Consider the following 15,637-nt stretch of genomic DNA (forward strand, 5'->3'; position numbering starts at 1 on the left):
TGCTCAGCAGTTGTAGCAGAGCATGGCCGCTTTCTTGAGGAGTATCACCCGATAGACCTTCCCGTGCATGATCCGTGGGCTGGATATTTTGTTTAGGTGATGGATTCTCCTCTGCTCAAGGGCTATCAGGTTCAGTTCACGGAGAACCTTTGTGAAGTCCTCGGGGCGAATCTTGAGCCAGCCTGAGTAGTAGTCGAAGAGCTCCTTCTCCACGACGCGGTAAAGCTTTCCGTCTACCCTATAACGTATTGCATGCTTTGGCAGTTCCTTTCTCAGGCGCCAGCGGGCGTGTCGAGGTTCCTGAAACTCGTAAACCGCCTCGTCCATGGGCTTCCCTTCCACCATCATGGTCAGGACTATTCCGAGGATGCGGTTTATTCTGTCAGGAACACCGATGACGTCTCCTTTCAGAGTGATCTTTCTCCTGTGAACCTGTATCCCTGCCCCCTCCATCTCCTCGGCGATCTTGGGGGTGGTCTTCCTCTTTGTTCCACCTGTGTCAACGATACCCCCGATTATGAAGGCTTTGGCATTAAAATCTTCCCTGCTCAGAACCTTCTCGGCCCAGGGATCTAGGAGGATCGCTTCGTTTATGCCGTTCTCTTTCAGGAACTCAGCGGTTGGTCCCTCGTGAACGGTTATTCTCTCCAGAGGTCCATGGAACATCCGCCTGAACTCATCGTTGGCCCAGGTAACGGTCAGTTCCCTTCCAGTGAGGTACCTCCTGAGAACGGAGTAACTCTGGTTTACCTGAAGGCAGAGCCGGCCCTTCTCCCTCTGACTGTGCCTGTCCCAGTGATAGAGGTCGATTATGAAGTAGGGCCACTCTGGGAGCTTTGAGAGGAGTCCCTCGGGGCTCAGAACCATCTCGAATTTATCCTTCATGCATAAAGGGGCATATGCGTAGTATGAGCCTTCAACCCGATTTCCTTCCAGGTCCCACGCCACGAGGGTCCTCTCCGGGACGCGGAATACCGCTCCCTTGCCGTTGATGATCTCAAGGGCCATCTCCTGCAGCTTATCCATCGGTTTTCGAAATCTCTTCGAAAGTGCCCCAAGGCTCTCTACACCCATATCTCTCAGTGCTTCCCTGAAAACATCCCTGAGTGTCTTCATGGCCATCGGTTGTGGGTCGAGAGGGGGTTAAAAGGTTTTCGAGGGAGAGGGAAAAATTAAATACTCAAAAGTGTACATGAGACCGTCACTGGGCGACTTATCGGGGGCGAACTCATGAACAGAGGGCTGCTCTATGCCATGTTCCCTATCATTTTGACCGTGGCTTTTGTGGGTAGCTTGGAGTCTATTCCAGGTCCTCCGTACGGAGGCGATCTGTATTTCCACAACGGCATTGCCGAGGCAATATTTCACGGTACTCCCTTCTTTAGAGACCCAACGAACTACGAAGGCTACGCATTTTACCCCTGGTTCTATCATTTCATCGTTGCACTCCTCGGGCATATTGCTGGAGGGGTAATGCCCGTAACGGTCTATGTGATGCCCGTTTTCATACTTCTGCTGTCTATAATTACGGTGTACTTCCTCGTAGGTGAGCTGACAACAGAAAGCGTGGCTGTGCTGGCTCCCCTGCTCCCCATCTCGCTCCATTTCCCGGATCCTCATCCCCATACCCTCCTGCTGATGGTATTTATCCCTCTCTTCTATTTCGTGCTTGTTCGCTATCTAAAGGCCCCATCGACCAGAAATGGGATTTTTCTGGGGGTCTCCTGGGCCCTTGGGGGCCTAACCCATGTTCTGGGAACTTTTGGGATTGGGGCGGTGATTCTTTCGAACGTGGCTTGGGACGTTGGTAGGGATAGGGACCTGTCTGCGGTGAGGAGATGGATTATTCCGTTCCTTGTTGCCATCCCACCCTTACTCCTCTACTGGGGCCCACTTCTATTTGTCTACCACGCTAGAACCCCAAATCCCTACCAGAGCTTGGTCTGGGCCCATTATACAATCGTCAGCTTCACGGCCGATATGGTAACGTTTTTTGTATCTTATTCCTGGAGGGGGGCACTTTCCCTTCTCGCCCTTGCTGGCCTGTATGCCCTTGTGAAAACCAGACCGTACCCTGCGGTTAGAATCTTTGTATCATCACTCCTGGGTATGTACGTAGAGGGGATCGTGTTTATACTGCTTGGAAACCCCCTGATTGCAAAGAAACTGAGCCTGTATTTCTTCACGCTGGATATTATACTGATCTCCGTAGGGATTACATACCTCCTCTCCAGATTCTCTCAAAAGAAGTCACTGGTCGTAGTGACTGCTATACTCCTGGTGCTCTCCGGGGCCACTGTGGTAGAGTCTGCATCCAACCCATGGGTCCAGATTGGTTTCCATGAGTTCCCCTTCGAAAGCCTTCAGGCATGGCTCCTTGAGAACACAAACGTTAATGATGTCATTCTCAGCAACTACGAGGCCTCTTTCATGCTGTTCTCAATATCTGGCAGAAAAACCGTGCTGTTTAGGAGAACCCATGCATCACCCTTTGTTGACTACGATAAGAGAAGTGCCGATATAATGGTGGCACTGTTGGGGAACAACGGCACAAGAACACTTCAAATCCTGGAAAAATACCATGTAAAGTACATTTATGTGGATAAAAGTACTTCGAGTGATCCCCTCTGGGTTCCGGTTTCATACAAGGGCTACCTTGAGGTCAATGGGGTCCCCTGCCACGTCGAGTGGGTGAGGTACGATCCCGCCGACCCCAGTAGTGTAAAGATCAAAGCATGTGTTGCGCAGTTTAACATCTCCCGGTTGGTCCCATACCTCCAAGAGGTGTTTAGGAGGGGAGATTCTGTACTTTTTAGGGTATGTTATCCCGATGAACGGTGTTGAGTTTTGACTTATCGATCGCTAAGATAAAAATTAAAAATAATGCTACCCAACATAGCCCATCAGGCTCCACAAGTGCTCAGAATCATCAAGAGGGTGTTACAACAATGCGTTCACGCTACAGTGTGGCGGTGATTGTGCTGGCCGTGGTTTATTTCATGTTCTTCACGCAGTATTCGATCCAAAGGACACATGTTTGGTACGAAACTCGCGGTAATTATGGTTTCGACCTGGAGGTCTTTTATTACAGTCTCCTCAACACTATCCATGGGGACGGTTTCTTTTTTAATAATCTGGAATTCAAAATGTTCAATGCCACCAGCCACTTCGGTGTTCACAATTCACCTGTTTTAATACTACTACTTCCGCTGTTTGAGTTGGCCCCTAAAATCGAGACACTGCTGGTTCTTCAGTCTCTTTTTTTAGCGCTTTCAATCGTCATGTATTATCTGTTCGGTTTAAAGGTTATGGGAGATGAAAAAAAGGCGCTGATGCTTGCCGCCGTGTACGCAGTGAATCCGGCATTGCATGGGCTCAATAGATTTGAGTTCCACCCGGTTTCCTTCGCTCCATTATTCATCTTTCTGTTTGCCTACTTATATGAGGCCCGTAAGTTTAGAACAGCCCTTACGTTTGCAGTTTTAACCCTTTCGGTAAAGGAGGACGCGGGGTTGGTTCTACTAGCATTGTCAGCTTTTTACGTGCTACGTTGTGGAGATATGGACGGCCAGGTTGTAAAATTTAACGTTCTGATCAGTGCATTGGCGATTTTTTGGATGTTTATAAGCTTGATATTCGTTATCCCACATTTTGCCCCGGTCTATGGTCAGTTTAGATGGTTCGCTCCCAACGTGCCCGTAAAATTGCTCTCGATGCTGCTTTTGGCGATGATACTATCCTTTGGATTGTTACCTCTTTTAAGACCAAAATACCTGTTGCCCTTCCCGATCCTCCTTACTGAGCATCTCCTATTTGCAAACAAAACTAATCTCTTTATCTTCTGGAATCATTATGAATACATGATCATAACCTATCTTGCCATTGTTACAGTATATGTTGTGAAAGAGAAGAACCTCCCCGCAAGGATCCTACTCTATGCGTTGGCAATAGCAGTTTTGACGTTCTTTATATCCTCGCCCGCGGTTTATGAAGGCTTTCCCCTAGTGTTTGGGATAAGAATACCGTACCGTTTTCTGATTTTATACTGATGCATTTAGAAGAGACCCTGCTATAAAAAGCGTCTTATAGAGTTCTGGTGCCCCGGCCGGGATTTGAACCCGGGGCGCGGGCTCGAAAGGCCCGCATGTTTGACCGGGCTACACCACCGGGGCTCGATATTAGGGAAGGGAGAGCGTTTAAAAATCTTTCGACTCTCAGTCAATACCAACTAGGATGCTCCCCAGTACGATCAGCAGGACTCCCACCCACCTAATAGCCGCTACACTCTCTCTGAGGTAAGCGGCCGCTAGCAAGGTTGTTATTACATATGCGAGGCTCAACAGGGGGTACATTAAGCTTACCTCAAGATAAGAAAGGCTAACAAGCCATAACACCGAGGATGCACCGTACAGTATTAACCCCATGATGGCATTCCTGTTCATTAGAAAGGCTCTTGCCATGGCGAGGTAGGGCCCCTTCTTGATGTTCACTACCGCAAGCTTGAAGAATATAGGGCTTATCCCTGCAAACAATATGGACAGCGCTAAGCTTACGTAAGCAAGTTCTTTCATTACCACCACCATCTTGTGGTGATGGTTCCCTTTGATAAACTTTTTTAATATGACTCCCAGTTTTTCATGATCCCAATGCTCGCCGTTAGAGTCTCCAAGCAAGAGGCCGAAAAAATCCGCAGGAGATTAATCGAACTCGGTGTCCTGTCCAGAGGGTATGCCCCTAAGCGGGAGGGCGAGTTCGTACTCTTTCCCGTCACAGGCTCAGTGGGGGGCTTCGAGCTCGTTGAGGCCGACTTTGAGAGGCTTGAGAGAAGGCCCCACAACTACCGTGAGATAGTTGAGATTCCGGATGAGGTTAGAGGGCTCCTCCCAAGCTCCTTCGACATCATCGGTTGGGTTGCTATAATCGAGCTTCCCGGGGAGTTGATGCCACACGGAAAAGCGATCGGAGAGGCCATCCTCAGGGTTCACCGGCACATAAAGGCCGTCTTCGCCAAGGGGGGCAAGGTTTCTGGAGAATATCGTGTGAGGGAGCTTATTCACCTTGCCGGCGAGAGGAGGACTGAAACCCTCCACCGCGAGAACGGGGTAAGGCTGAAGCTCGACGTTGCTAAGGTTTACTTCTCCCCTCGCCTGGCCACGGAGAGGATGAGGGTTTTCGAGAAAACCCAGCCGGGGGAGGTTATATTTGATATGTTTGCCGGCGTCGGGCCCTATTCGATACTCTTAGCTAAAAAAGCCAAACTGGTCTTCGCCGTTGACTTGAACCCCTGGGCGATTCGCTACCTTGAGGAGAACATCAGGCTCAACAAAACCTCTAACGTGATTCCCATTCTCGGAGACGTGAAGAATGTTGCCGGAAAGCTCGAAGCTGACAGAGTGATAATGAACCTCCCTAAGTTCGCCGACCGCTTTTTGAGGGAGGCCATGCTGAGCGTTAGGAAAGGTGGTGTAGTCCACTACTACGGCTTCGGCCCTGAAGAGAACCTGTTCTCAGAACACGAGGCGAAGATTAAAGCCATCGCGAAGGAGCTCGGCTTCACCTTTGAGATTCTCGAGCGGAGAAAAGTCCGTCCCTATGCACCGAGGCAGTTCAACATAGCGATTGACTTCAGGGTCCTGAAGTAATGTCATGTGGGTGGAACATGCTTTAAAAAAAGTTGTTTTCCCAATAAGACACCCAAAAAGAGTAGAAAAAGGAAAATCACTTCCCCGCTATTCTCACGTTCTCGAACTTTATGAAGGGTGTTATCATGGTGGTCATGAAGGGCATGACCGTCTGCTCCCTCGTAACTTCGCTCGCCCCTTTCAACAGCTCGTAGACGTTGCCGGCTATGAGGAACACGCTCGCGCCCTTTACCTCGCCGTCCTCGATGAGGAAGGCAGGGTTTGCAGTTACCGCGAAGTTACCGTTGTCGGGGTTGCTTGAGTGCGCACCCTGGAAGCCGTCCACAAGGTAGCCGCGCTTGATCTCGCCTATGATGTCCTCAAGCGCCCGACTTCCCTTCTCGATCACCATGCTGTGGAACCCGATTTTCACACCGCCGCTTCTTGTATCGCGCTTCCCGTTTCCGGTGCTCTCCGTACCGTGTACCCTGGCCCAGTAGTTGTCCCAGACGAAGCCCTTGAATGTCCCGTTCTCTATGAGGACGTTCTTCCTCGTCGGAACACCTTCGCCGTCCGCTATAACGGGTTCAATAGCGAGGGGATGGAACGGGTCGTCGTAGATCGTCAGGACCTCACTCGCTATCCTCTCATCAACCTTGTCAGCCAGTGGGGTCGTCCCTTTAATGAGTCTCTCTCCACTGAACGCTGGGAAGAGGGCGTAGCTCAGCAACCCAGCGATTGCCCATGGGCCGAGTATCACAGGAACCTCCTCGTTCTTGCTGGGGATGACGTTGTATGCCCATTTGACCTTCTGTGCCGCCCTTTCAACGACCCCGTCAACGTCCAGGTTTAGGTCTCTACGGGCATCAAAGTCGAAGATACCGGGGGTTACGACACCTTCTTTTCTGCCGACGAACTCCAGGAAGAAGAACGCTGCCCCACCCTCCTGGGAAACATCCACCCCGTGTGAGTTCAGGATCCTGCTCTCTTCCCAGTCAACACCGCCCTCTCCTCCCGCAACTATGAGGTTCTCGTCCTTCTCGCGTGCGAGTTTTATGCCGCGGACGAGCATTTCGACGAGTCCATCCGGTGAGACCTCTTTGAGTTCATAGTTCGGCTTCGGCCTCTCCCGGTACTTTCCCGGCTCCGGAAGGGAAATCCACTTCTCGTCGGGGCTGTTGAGCTTGGCCATCTTCGCGGCCCTTTCTATAGCCTCCTTTACGCGGTGTTCCTCGTCGCTGTCCACTACGGCAAGGCCGAGACGCTTGTCCTTTATTCCGCGGATTACCGTCACAGCCCCGCTCCTAGTGGAGGCCATTGATATCTCGTTGAGCTCGACGCTCGCACTAACCTCTCTTGAACGGTAAACGGCTATCTCAACCTCATCGAAAAGCTTCTCTGCGTAACGTACGAGGTTCTCCATCTTCATCACCTCAGCCGATCAGTATTCCTCCATCGAACTTCATATGCGGGCCTCCTGAGCTCACGAAGGCCGTCTGTCCCTTTCCGCAGAAGCCGACCTCAAGGCCGAAGTCCTTGCCGACCGCTGAAATCTTCTTGAGAGCCTCAATGGCAACGCCGGTAATCGAGGTGTCCCTTATCGGCTCGGCTATCTCACCGTTCCTGATGACGTAGCCCTCCTGGACGCCGACCTGGAAGGCGCTGTTGAGCTGGGCCTGTCCTCCCCTGAAGTCAACGACGTAGTAGCCGAATTTGATGTCCTCGATGAGCTCCTCGAAGGAGTGGTCGCCTGGTTCAAATACGGTGTTCCTCATCCTGATTATCGGCGGGTAGCGGTAGCTCTCGGCCCTGGCGTGGCCGTTCGGCTCCATGCCCCACTTGTGGGCGTATTCGCGGTTCAGCATTATCTCCTTGAGGATTCCGTTCTCGATGATGTGGATGTCCCTCACAGGAACGCCCTCGTCGTCGTACTTGTCGTTTCCAAAGCCGCCCTCAACGTAGCGCTCGCTCATCGTGACGTACTCAGGGGCAATCTGCTTGCCTATGAGGTCCTTGAAGGGCGAGTTTATCGTTAAGTCTGCCTCTGCAAGGTGGCCCAAAGCCTCGTGTGCTATGATTCCAACGACGATCGGGCCCGCAACGATTGGGAACTCGCCGCGCTTCGGGGCAACGCCCTCAAGCTGGCTGTGCATCTTTCTAAGAACCCTCTCGGTGACTTTCTCGTTGGGCTCTCTATCCGTCATCAGCTCCCAGCCATAGTCCACAGCGCCAATACTGTCCCTCGCCATGGCCAGCTTTCCGTCGGCCTTTCCGGTGACGTAGGTTCCCTGGTAGAGATAGTTGTAATCCCATTCTACCCTTGTGCCCTCGTTAGTGAGGACAGCCTTTTTCCCGCTACCGTCCTCGTAGCGGATCTGGACGCTCTTAACGGCCTCGTCCTCCTTGAGGAACTTCTCAAGTTCCCGTAGGTGGGCGACCTTCTCCTCGATGTCCACTTCCCTCGGCTTGACCTTCATCCTGCTCTTCACGAAGTCCTCAACGGGTCTTATCTCGGCCAGATAAATTTTCTCCTTCTTGGTGGCCGCTGCGGCGTTTGCCAGTTTGTACGCTTCTTCGATTTTCGTTTCCAGGTTGGTGAGGTCACTCGTCGATGAGAAACCCCACGCACCGTTGGCAAGAACTCGTATCGCTATTCCGCGGTTTAACTTCCCGGTAAAGCTCGTGAAAACTCCGTCTTTTAATCCGAGTGTTGTCTTTCTCAAGTCCTCATATCGGAGCTCTATGTAGTCCGCTTTCAGGTTTTCCTCCGCCCATTTAAGGGCCCTTTCAAGTGCCTCCATGGTTACCACCGTTTCTATCTGTTCACTGATGAATCGCACGCCGGGTATAAAAGTCTTTTGAGCCTTTCGATATGGGTCGAAAAGAATCGTGCCAGGAATTACTATTAAAGATAGTGAATTGGATCTAACTGTATCTTTCCGGACTCCTTTTAAACGAAAGTGTTATATAAGATAAGTGAACATAATTCAATGCAAAAACCCGTTGGGGGGGGTCGATGAGGAAGCGTGCACTGCTGGCCGTGATTGTGGTTTTGCTGTTGATCGGAGCCTACGGCGCCTACGTGGTCAGCTACCCCAGGTATCCTGAGGTGAAGGGCTGTGTGAACCCATTTGCGGTTACAAAACCCGTAAGCAGGGTTCAAGAGAACTGGTCTACAGCTCACGTGTTCTTAAAGCTGGTAACGAGTAAGGACTTCTGGAAGCTGGCCAAACCATGGGACGTTGATTACTCTCACGTCAAAATTGTGAAGCACACGATTGAGTACAACGGTGAAAAGATAACCATGCTCGCCATGGGGATTCCGCTGAAGGACAAGAAACACGTGATAGCGCTGTACGAGTTTTCAAAACCAGTACAGGAGGTAAAAGAGAGAGCATTTTTATTTGAGATAGAGGGAACTCGCATAAAAGCTGAATCCTTAAGCACTAACGGATACGTGACGACACTAACTTCATGCTCCCATGAGTGTAGCAGTAGTGATGACTGTGGATTCCTTGAGAGGTGTGAATGGTACCCATGTTCTACGAACTGGGATTGTGCCATCAGGTGCTGTCTAACAGGCGGGAGCGGTCTCTGTACTATCCCCTGTGTTATCTCAAGAACATTATGCATTGCATGTATAGCGGCTGCTTGTCCACTTTGTGTTGATTACTGCTCGGAAAGCGGTACGAAATGTGTTCCAATAACACCAGGTCCATAATGGGGGGTGAGAATATGAAAAGCATGAGATTCCAAACATCTATTTTTATATTCTTTTTGGTGGGGTACTTCTTTTACCTAAAAGGATTCTATCCCTTTGAGATTGCTTTTTTAACGGCTACCATTACGGCAATTTTGGTTTATCTAATCCCTGTGGGGTTAGTAGAATTTGTTAAAAAGAAGAGGCATGACCTTACAAGTGGACTACTCATTGCAACAATCTGGGAATTCAGTCTGGCAATTCTTACGAGAGTACTAATTTCACCACTGTGGAGAAGTTTCCTGCTGGCAGGAGTCGGCGGAGCCCTCACAACAGTCTTCCTTGCGTTTGTGCGAAAAGGGAAGGAAAAACAAAATGAAAATGCCGCGAAACTCCAAATTTAAAACCGGGTGTCCCAAATGCCAGTCTCCGTGAACGTGTGGGTCGGAATCCTCATAGTCCTCGGCATCTCTCTCCTCATCTATTTATACTCCAGAAGACGAATGAGCGCCCCCAGAGCTGGTCTGATAGCAGTTACAACGTATATTCTCCTTGGGCTGACCTTAATAGCCCTCGGCTGGAACATCAGCCCCTGGACAATAATCCTTCCCGGTCTCTTCGTGGCCTTCTTGGACGTCCTCCAGCTCAGACACCACTCTTAGCAACCTTTTTATCCTTATCTCTTAAACCAACAACCATGAAGGCCGAAATCAAAAACCCCATAGACAGAGGCACCTACCGGAAGCTCCCGCTCTTCGAGGGCGAGCTCTCAGAAGGAGGCTACGCCCAGATAGTCGAGGTCAAGCCCGGGCAGACCGTCAGGAAGCACTACCATCTCCACCAGTACGAGCTGTTCTACATAATGGGCGGCGAGGCGAGGCTCGGCATCGGCGGAAGGGAATACCTCGCGAAGCCCGGCGATATCTTTCTGGTAAAGCCAAGAACCGTTCACTGGGTAATCAACGAGAAGGACGAACCCTTCAGGCTCTTCGTGGTGAAGCTGAACTACAGAGGGGACGACTCGATTTGGCTGGAGGGGTGAAGACCAAAAACGACAGAAACAAGAAAACCGGGAAAATCAAAGCTTCCCGGAGAGGAACAGAGATAAGCTGTACTTCAGGAGCTCCTTTTTGTCGTCATCGACAAGCGTTTCGGCCGCTTTCAACAGAACCGGGATGCTCTGATATGGAGTGTAGGCTTCCGGAGCCTGCCTGCCGAGATCGATGAGGGTGTAGACGCCTATCATTGCCGACTTGACCGAGTACTCGACGGTGAAGACGCACTCTCCTGGTATCTCGACGTACTGACCGAGCAGGGCGAGGTTTCCGTAGTTTTCGGGGGCAACCGGAGGCCGGTCACCAGGCTTCCTCGGCATAAAGTGGGCCGTTATGTAGGGCATCATCGCCGTTCTGACGTTGATTACAGTCTCCAGGAGTTCGTCCTTCTCGTCGAGCCAGCCTAGGTGGTAGAGGAGCTCAAGGAATATCTCCTTCCCTGTTGCCTGGCTCATCGGCTTCTTGATGTAGTCGCCGGGCTTATCTACGAAGAGACTGTAGCCCCAGAGGACTGTTATATCCTTCGGCTGGTCCCTGAAGTGGGGCTGTCTGAAGGCCACTATGGACATGAGCCAGGAGGAGTCTTTAAAGGTAACTAGGCCGCCGGTTCCGGTTTTGTTTCCGGTGAACTCCTCCAGCATTTTGAGGAACCGGTCTCCCCTGAAGGTTATCGTGAAAGACTCCCATTTGGTCTTGTCTACCTCCGAGGCGAAGACCTCCGGGTTGCCGAGGGACGGGTCCTTCTCGACGAGCTTTCTCCAGAGCGCCCAGCTGTCGCCCTCACCCCTGTTGAGGACGGGCGGGTGGTCAAGGTCACCGTATGTGGAGTTGTCAACCATGGATCCGAGCGTTATGAAGACAAGATCCCTCGGGCCGACCTCGATGACACCCTCTTTCTGCCCCCTGGTGTAGAGCTTGGTTATGTATTTCTTTCCGTCCCGTTCCTGAATTTCAACGTCAACGACCTTGGTGCCCACGATAAAGTTAACTCCCCTCTCCTGGAGCCACTCCTGAATCGGAAGGATTATCGAGTCGTACTGGTTGTACGGGGTCCTCTTAACGCCTTCTATCCTGTTCATGCCCGGAACGAGGTGCATGAAGCGGAGCATGTAACGTCTCATCTCTGCAACACTGTGCCAGGGCTGAAAGGCGAACATAGTTGCCCAGAAGTACCAGAAGTTCGTTTCGAAGAAGTCCTTCGAGAACCACTGCTCTATGGTTACCCCCGCGAGCTTCTCCTCTGGAGTTAAGATAAGTTCGTTCATCTCGTTGAGGTGTCTCATGGTTAAGCCGTACTTCGAGAAGTCCACTTTTTTGCCCGGCGTTCCGACGAGACGGCACTTGGATGAGCCAACGTACTCCTCGTTGAATTCAACAACCTCGTCGAGTATCGTCTTCTTGGGGTCATCGAGCGAGGGTATCGAGCCGAGAAGGTCCCATGTGGCCTCATAATGCTCCTCGAACATCCTGCCTCCCCTGAGGAGGTAACCCCGCTCCGGATCGCCGGAGCCGTCGAGGCAACCCCCGTTGATTGGGGTCTTTTCAATGATGTAGATGTTTTCCCCGGGCATCCTGGCGTCCCGTATCAGAAAAACAGCGGCGGCGAGAGAAGCTATTCCACCGCCGACCATATAGGCCTTTCTCTCCTTTATATCCGGAATTCTTCTAGGTGTTACGCGTTTGTAATTCAGCATATTGCTCCCTCCGACATGTCGTATACAGACATGATGGTCCTATTCATAGTCCCTCTTTAAAAGATTTCGGGTTGGTCTTCGTTTTGATACCTGCCTAAACGTTTATATTTTTGTTTTCCAAACCTCTCTGGGTGGTTCCCTATGGAAGACCCCTACGCATGGATGGAAAACCTCGAAGATGAGCGGGTTCTCGGGCTCGTTGAGGAGGAGAACAAACGCTTCAGGGAGTTCATTGGGGAGCTGAGTGACGAACTGTTCCCGGAGGTCTGGGAGTACTATTCGATGCCAACCCTCTACGGTGCGAAGCTCACCGAGAAGGGCATCATAGCGATGTACAAGGAGAGGGATAGACAGCTCATCAGGTGGCTCGGTGGAGACCTCATAGTCGACTCCAAGGCCCTTGAGGAGGAGCTCAACGACGAGGTTCTGCTCCAAGGTTTCACAGCCGATGAAAAGGGAAGGTCCCTGGCTTACAGCTTCTCGATAGGTGGGGCAGACGAGGGGATAACGAGAATCGTAGACCTCAAAACCAGGGGGCTCATCGACGAGATTAGGCCCTCGGTCTGGAACGTGACCTTCCTCGGGGACGGCTACTACTTTTCCCGCTTCTACCGGCACGGGGAGACGCCCGATGGGGTTAAGGCCCCAGCGGTGAGGCTCTTCTGGAAGGACGGCAGTGGGGAGAGAATGGTCTTCGGCAAGGGTCTCGGCTCCGGCTACTTCATCTCGCTGAGGAAGAGCACCGACGGAAAGACTGCGATGGTAACGGTGACCTTCGGCTGGAACAGGGCGGAGATATACGTCGGGCCGATTGATGAGCCGGGAATGTGGGAGAAGGCCTATTCGGCGGAGGTTCCGGCGGAGCCGATTGATGTGGTCGACGGAAAGCTCTACGTCCTCACAAGGGAGGGGAAAGGTCTCGGAAAGGTAATAACTGTAGAAGACGGCGAAGTTACCGAGATCATCCCTGAAGGGAAATTCCCGCTGGAATGGGCGGTTATCGTGGACGGTAAAATCCTCGCCGGCAGGCTCGTCCACGCGAGCCACAGGATTGGGGTCTACTCGCTCGATGGGGGGAAGCTTGACGGGATGACCTTCGACCTTCCGGGGAGCGTCTATCCACTCGACACCGATGGGAAGAAAGCTTTACTCCGCTACGAGAGCTTCACGGTTCCGTACAGGCTCTACGGCTTCGATGGAGAGCTCAACCTCATAGAGGGACAGGAGGTTGAAGGGGACTTCAGGGTCGAGGAGGACTTCGCGGTCTCGAAGGACGGGACGAGAGTTCACTACTTCCTCGTTAAGGGAACCAGAGATGAGAAGAAGGCATGGGTCTTCGGCTACGGCGGCTTCAACATAGCCCTGACCCCGAGGTTCTTCCCGCAGGCGATACCCTTCATAAAGCGCGGCGGAACCTTCGCCATGGCCAATCTCCGCGGAGGTTCCGAGTACGGCGAGGAGTGGCACCGCGCCGGAATGAGGGAGAACAAGGGGAACGTCTTCGATGACTTCATAGCGGTTCTGGAGAAGCTCAAAGGCAAGGGTTATAAGGTCGCCGCATGAGGAAGGAGCAACGGCGGGCTTCTGGTTTCTGCCACGCTCACCCAGAGGCCGGACGTGATGGACGCCGCGCTGATAGGGTATCCCGTCATAGACATGCTCCGGTTTCACAGGCTATACATCGGCAGCGTCTGGGTTCCCGAGTACGGCAACCCCGACGACCCGAAGAACAGGGAGTTTCTACTGAGATACAGTCCCTACCACAACGTGAAAAAGCAAAAGCATCCGCCGACGCTCCTCTACACCGGCCTCCACGACGACCGCGTGCATCCGGCACACGCCCTCAAGTTCTTCATAAAGCTGAAGGAAGTCGGTGCCCCCGTCTATCTTCGCGTGGAGACGAAGAGCGGCCACATGGGCGCCTCACCGGAAACGAGGGCAAGGGAATTGGCAGATCTCCTTGCATTCGTCGTTGAAGCACTGTTGTGATGGGCCCCCTTTCGATTTTCCAGCGTTTCAAAGAACCGCGGAGGAAGGGAATACTTTTATAGGCAAACCGTGATTTTAATACGGGGGACCGTATGGAGACGAGGCTTTCAACGGGGATAGAGGGGCTTGACCGGATGTTGAACGGAGGGCTTCTCCCGGGCAGGGCTTATCTGGTGAAAGGTGCCCCTGGGACAGGGAAGACCACGCTCGCGATGCACTTTGCCATGGCCGGGGTGAGCAGGGGAGAGAGCGTTATGTACATAACCCTTGAAGAGTCTGGGGAGACTCTGAGGATTGATATGATGCGGCTTGGATTCAACCTCAACGACCCGCACTTGACCATAATCGATGCAACCCCCATCGGCGATAACTACGTGTTCATGGACACCTTCTTCGATTCCTTTGCTAAGGGCTTTGACAAGATGGTGTCCGCGATAAAGGATGAACTTAGAACCAGGAGGTACACCCGCATAGTGATAGATCCCATAACGATGGTGAAGCTGACGTCGACCGATGAGATTGAGTACAGGCGCCTGTTTCTCTCGTTTCTCAAGTCCATGCACAAACGGGGCATCACCCTCGTTATGACATCGGAAGTTGAGAAGACGGACGTTGAGGAATACCTCGTTAGCGGTATAATCGAGCTCAAAAGCTTCGATTTGGAGGGAGAGCTTGTACGGGGAATAAGAATAACAAAACTGAGGGGAAGCGGTTTTGACACGGCCCTACGCCCTTACGTTATATCCGACGGTGGCATCGTCGTGTTCACCGATAAAATCCTGAAGATCCCCGCCCCATGTAAGACGTGAGATGGTCCGCGGGAATCGTTAAAAATTAAAAACCGTACCATGGTTCATGTTCCGGATGTTGATCCTGATTATACCAGTCCTGTGGGATGCTTACTTTTTCATTAATTACCTAATTAGCCTTTTCAGGAATTACAGAATTAAAGAGTGGGAACCTAGGGTATCCCTCTTGATCCCGGCCTACAACGAGGGCAGAAACATTCTGAAGGCTGTGGAATCCGCCCTAGCTCAGGACTACCCGAACTTTGAGGTGATAGTTATCGATGATGGCAGCGAGGACGGAACCTACGAGAAGGCCGCGTCCGTGCACGACCCGAGGCTCAGGGTTTTCAGAATATCCCACCGCGGCAAGGCTGGGGCCCTGAACTTCGGTCTCTCCAAGGCAACAGGTGATGTAATAGCCACCACCGACGCGGACAGCGTGCTGGAAGAAGGGGCGATACAGGAGCTTGTGTTCCGCTTTTACTCCGATGAGGTTCTTGGGGTGGGTGGACAGGTTCGGGTTCTGGGCGGGGGTTTTCTTGAACGGGCGCAGGATATCGAGCATCTGAGGATAGCGATGTTCAGGCGGGCCAAAGAGCTGGATGATCTAAGCGTTGCTCCAGGGCCAATTTCCGCATTTAGGAGGACCTGTCTGGAGGACATAGGCGGATTTGTTGAAGACGCCGTGGAAGACTATACCACAACCCGGGAACTCAAGAGGAGAGGGAAGGTAGTCTATGCGCCCCGCGCCAGAGTCTGGACACGAATGCCCGGTGGTGTGGAGTTGCTC

Annotated in this window: 14 protein-coding genes, 1 tRNA gene and 1 pseudogene; 10 read left to right on the top strand and 6 right to left on the bottom strand. The window is 52.1% G+C overall.

All coding sequences use genetic code 11. From position 1 onward, the window contains the following. Positions 1 to 3: 3 nt before the first annotated feature. A complete protein-coding gene (gene trm10, locus MVK60_RS09310) occupies positions 4 to 1,116 on the bottom strand; it encodes a tRNA (guanine(9)-/adenine(9)-N1)-methyltransferase (RefSeq protein WP_297438747.1) in 1,113 nt (370 codons plus the stop codon). A gap of 114 nt (positions 1,117 to 1,230) precedes the next feature. Here trm10 and MVK60_RS09315 point away from each other — a divergent pair, with 114 nt between their 5' ends. Both MVK60_RS09315 and MVK60_RS09320 read left to right on the top strand, forming a co-directional pair. Continuing rightward, positions 1,231 to 2,844: a glycosyltransferase family 39 protein gene (locus MVK60_RS09315; protein ID WP_297438722.1), complete on the top strand. Its 1,614-nt coding sequence runs from the start codon at positions 1,231 to 1,233 to the stop codon at positions 2,842 to 2,844. Between the two features lie 128 nt (positions 2,845 to 2,972). Further along, positions 2,973 to 4,049: a DUF2079 domain-containing protein gene (locus MVK60_RS09320; RefSeq protein WP_297438724.1), complete on the top strand. Its 1,077-nt coding sequence runs from the start codon at positions 2,973 to 2,975 to the stop codon at positions 4,047 to 4,049. Positions 4,050 to 4,094: 45 nt separating this feature from the next. Here MVK60_RS09320 and MVK60_RS09325 read toward each other — a convergent pair. Both MVK60_RS09325 and MVK60_RS09330 read right to left on the bottom strand, forming a co-directional pair. Then, a tRNA-Glu gene (locus MVK60_RS09325) sits at positions 4,095 to 4,172 on the bottom strand. A gap of 42 nt (positions 4,173 to 4,214) precedes the next feature. Next, complete coding sequence (locus MVK60_RS09330) at positions 4,215 to 4,580, bottom strand: EamA family transporter (RefSeq protein WP_297438726.1); 366 nt, start codon at positions 4,578 to 4,580, stop codon at positions 4,215 to 4,217. Positions 4,581 to 4,646: 66 nt separating this feature from the next. Between MVK60_RS09330 and MVK60_RS09335 the strand changes: the two genes are divergently transcribed. Next, positions 4,647 to 5,642 carry a class I SAM-dependent methyltransferase family protein gene (locus MVK60_RS09335; RefSeq protein WP_297438749.1) on the top strand — a complete coding sequence of 332 codons (996 nt, stop codon included), beginning with the start codon at positions 4,647 to 4,649 and terminating at the stop codon, positions 5,640 to 5,642. 76 nt (positions 5,643 to 5,718) lie between these two features. Here MVK60_RS09335 and MVK60_RS09340 read toward each other — a convergent pair whose 3' ends face one another. Continuing rightward, positions 5,719 to 7,044, bottom strand: a complete 1,326-nt coding sequence (locus MVK60_RS09340; protein WP_297438751.1) for a TldD/PmbA family protein — start codon at positions 7,042 to 7,044, stop codon at positions 5,719 to 5,721. 10 nt (positions 7,045 to 7,054) lie between these two features. After that, positions 7,055 to 8,422: a TldD/PmbA family protein gene (locus MVK60_RS09345; RefSeq protein ID WP_297438728.1), complete on the bottom strand. Its 1,368-nt coding sequence runs from the start codon at positions 8,420 to 8,422 to the stop codon at positions 7,055 to 7,057. A 215-nt stretch (positions 8,423 to 8,637) separates the two neighbouring features. On the opposite strand from MVK60_RS09345, the gene MVK60_RS09350 reads away from it, so the two are divergent. The 4 genes from MVK60_RS09350 to MVK60_RS09365 are packed head-to-tail and all read left to right on the top strand — an operon-like array spanning position 8,638 to position 10,363. Beyond that, positions 8,638 to 9,342 (top strand): hypothetical protein, encoded by a 705-nt coding sequence (locus MVK60_RS09350; protein ID WP_297438730.1) that lies wholly within the window; start codon positions 8,638 to 8,640, stop codon positions 9,340 to 9,342. 14 nt (positions 9,343 to 9,356) lie between these two features. Further along, positions 9,357 to 9,725, top strand: coding sequence for a hypothetical protein (locus MVK60_RS09355; RefSeq protein WP_297438732.1), 369 nt, complete (start codon positions 9,357 to 9,359; stop codon positions 9,723 to 9,725). Between the two features lie 15 nt (positions 9,726 to 9,740). After that, positions 9,741 to 9,983, top strand: coding sequence for a hypothetical protein (locus MVK60_RS09360; RefSeq protein WP_297438734.1), 243 nt, complete (start codon positions 9,741 to 9,743; stop codon positions 9,981 to 9,983). A 35-nt stretch (positions 9,984 to 10,018) separates the two neighbouring features. Next, the gene (locus tag MVK60_RS09365; protein WP_297438735.1) at positions 10,019 to 10,363 is read left to right on the top strand and encodes a cupin domain-containing protein; all 345 of its coding nucleotides are present in this window, start codon (positions 10,019 to 10,021) and stop codon (positions 10,361 to 10,363) included. A 36-nt stretch (positions 10,364 to 10,399) separates the two neighbouring features. Here MVK60_RS09365 and MVK60_RS09370 read toward each other — a convergent pair whose 3' ends face one another. Beyond that, positions 10,400 to 12,070 carry an oleate hydratase gene (locus MVK60_RS09370; RefSeq protein ID WP_297438737.1) on the bottom strand — a complete coding sequence of 557 codons (1,671 nt, stop codon included), beginning with the start codon at positions 12,068 to 12,070 and terminating at the stop codon, positions 10,400 to 10,402. A gap of 141 nt (positions 12,071 to 12,211) precedes the next feature. Here MVK60_RS09370 and MVK60_RS09375 point away from each other — a divergent pair. The 3 genes and pseudogenes from MVK60_RS09375 to MVK60_RS09385 form a co-directional block, all read left to right on the top strand. Then, positions 12,212 to 14,059 (top strand): annotated as a pseudogene (locus MVK60_RS09375) (prolyl oligopeptidase family serine peptidase). 92 nt (positions 14,060 to 14,151) lie between these two features. Next, on the top strand, positions 14,152 to 14,868 hold the full coding sequence (locus MVK60_RS09380) for an ATPase domain-containing protein (RefSeq protein ID WP_297438739.1): 717 nt from the start codon (positions 14,152 to 14,154) through the stop codon (positions 14,866 to 14,868). 46 nt (positions 14,869 to 14,914) lie between these two features. Continuing rightward, positions 14,915 to 15,637 (top strand): glycosyltransferase family 2 protein (locus MVK60_RS09385; protein ID WP_297438741.1); only part of this gene is annotated, 723 nt, incomplete at its 3' end.

It is taken from the genome of Thermococcus sp., from assembly GCF_026988555.1.
GTDB lineage: Archaea > Methanobacteriota_B > Thermococci > Thermococcales > Thermococcaceae > Thermococcus.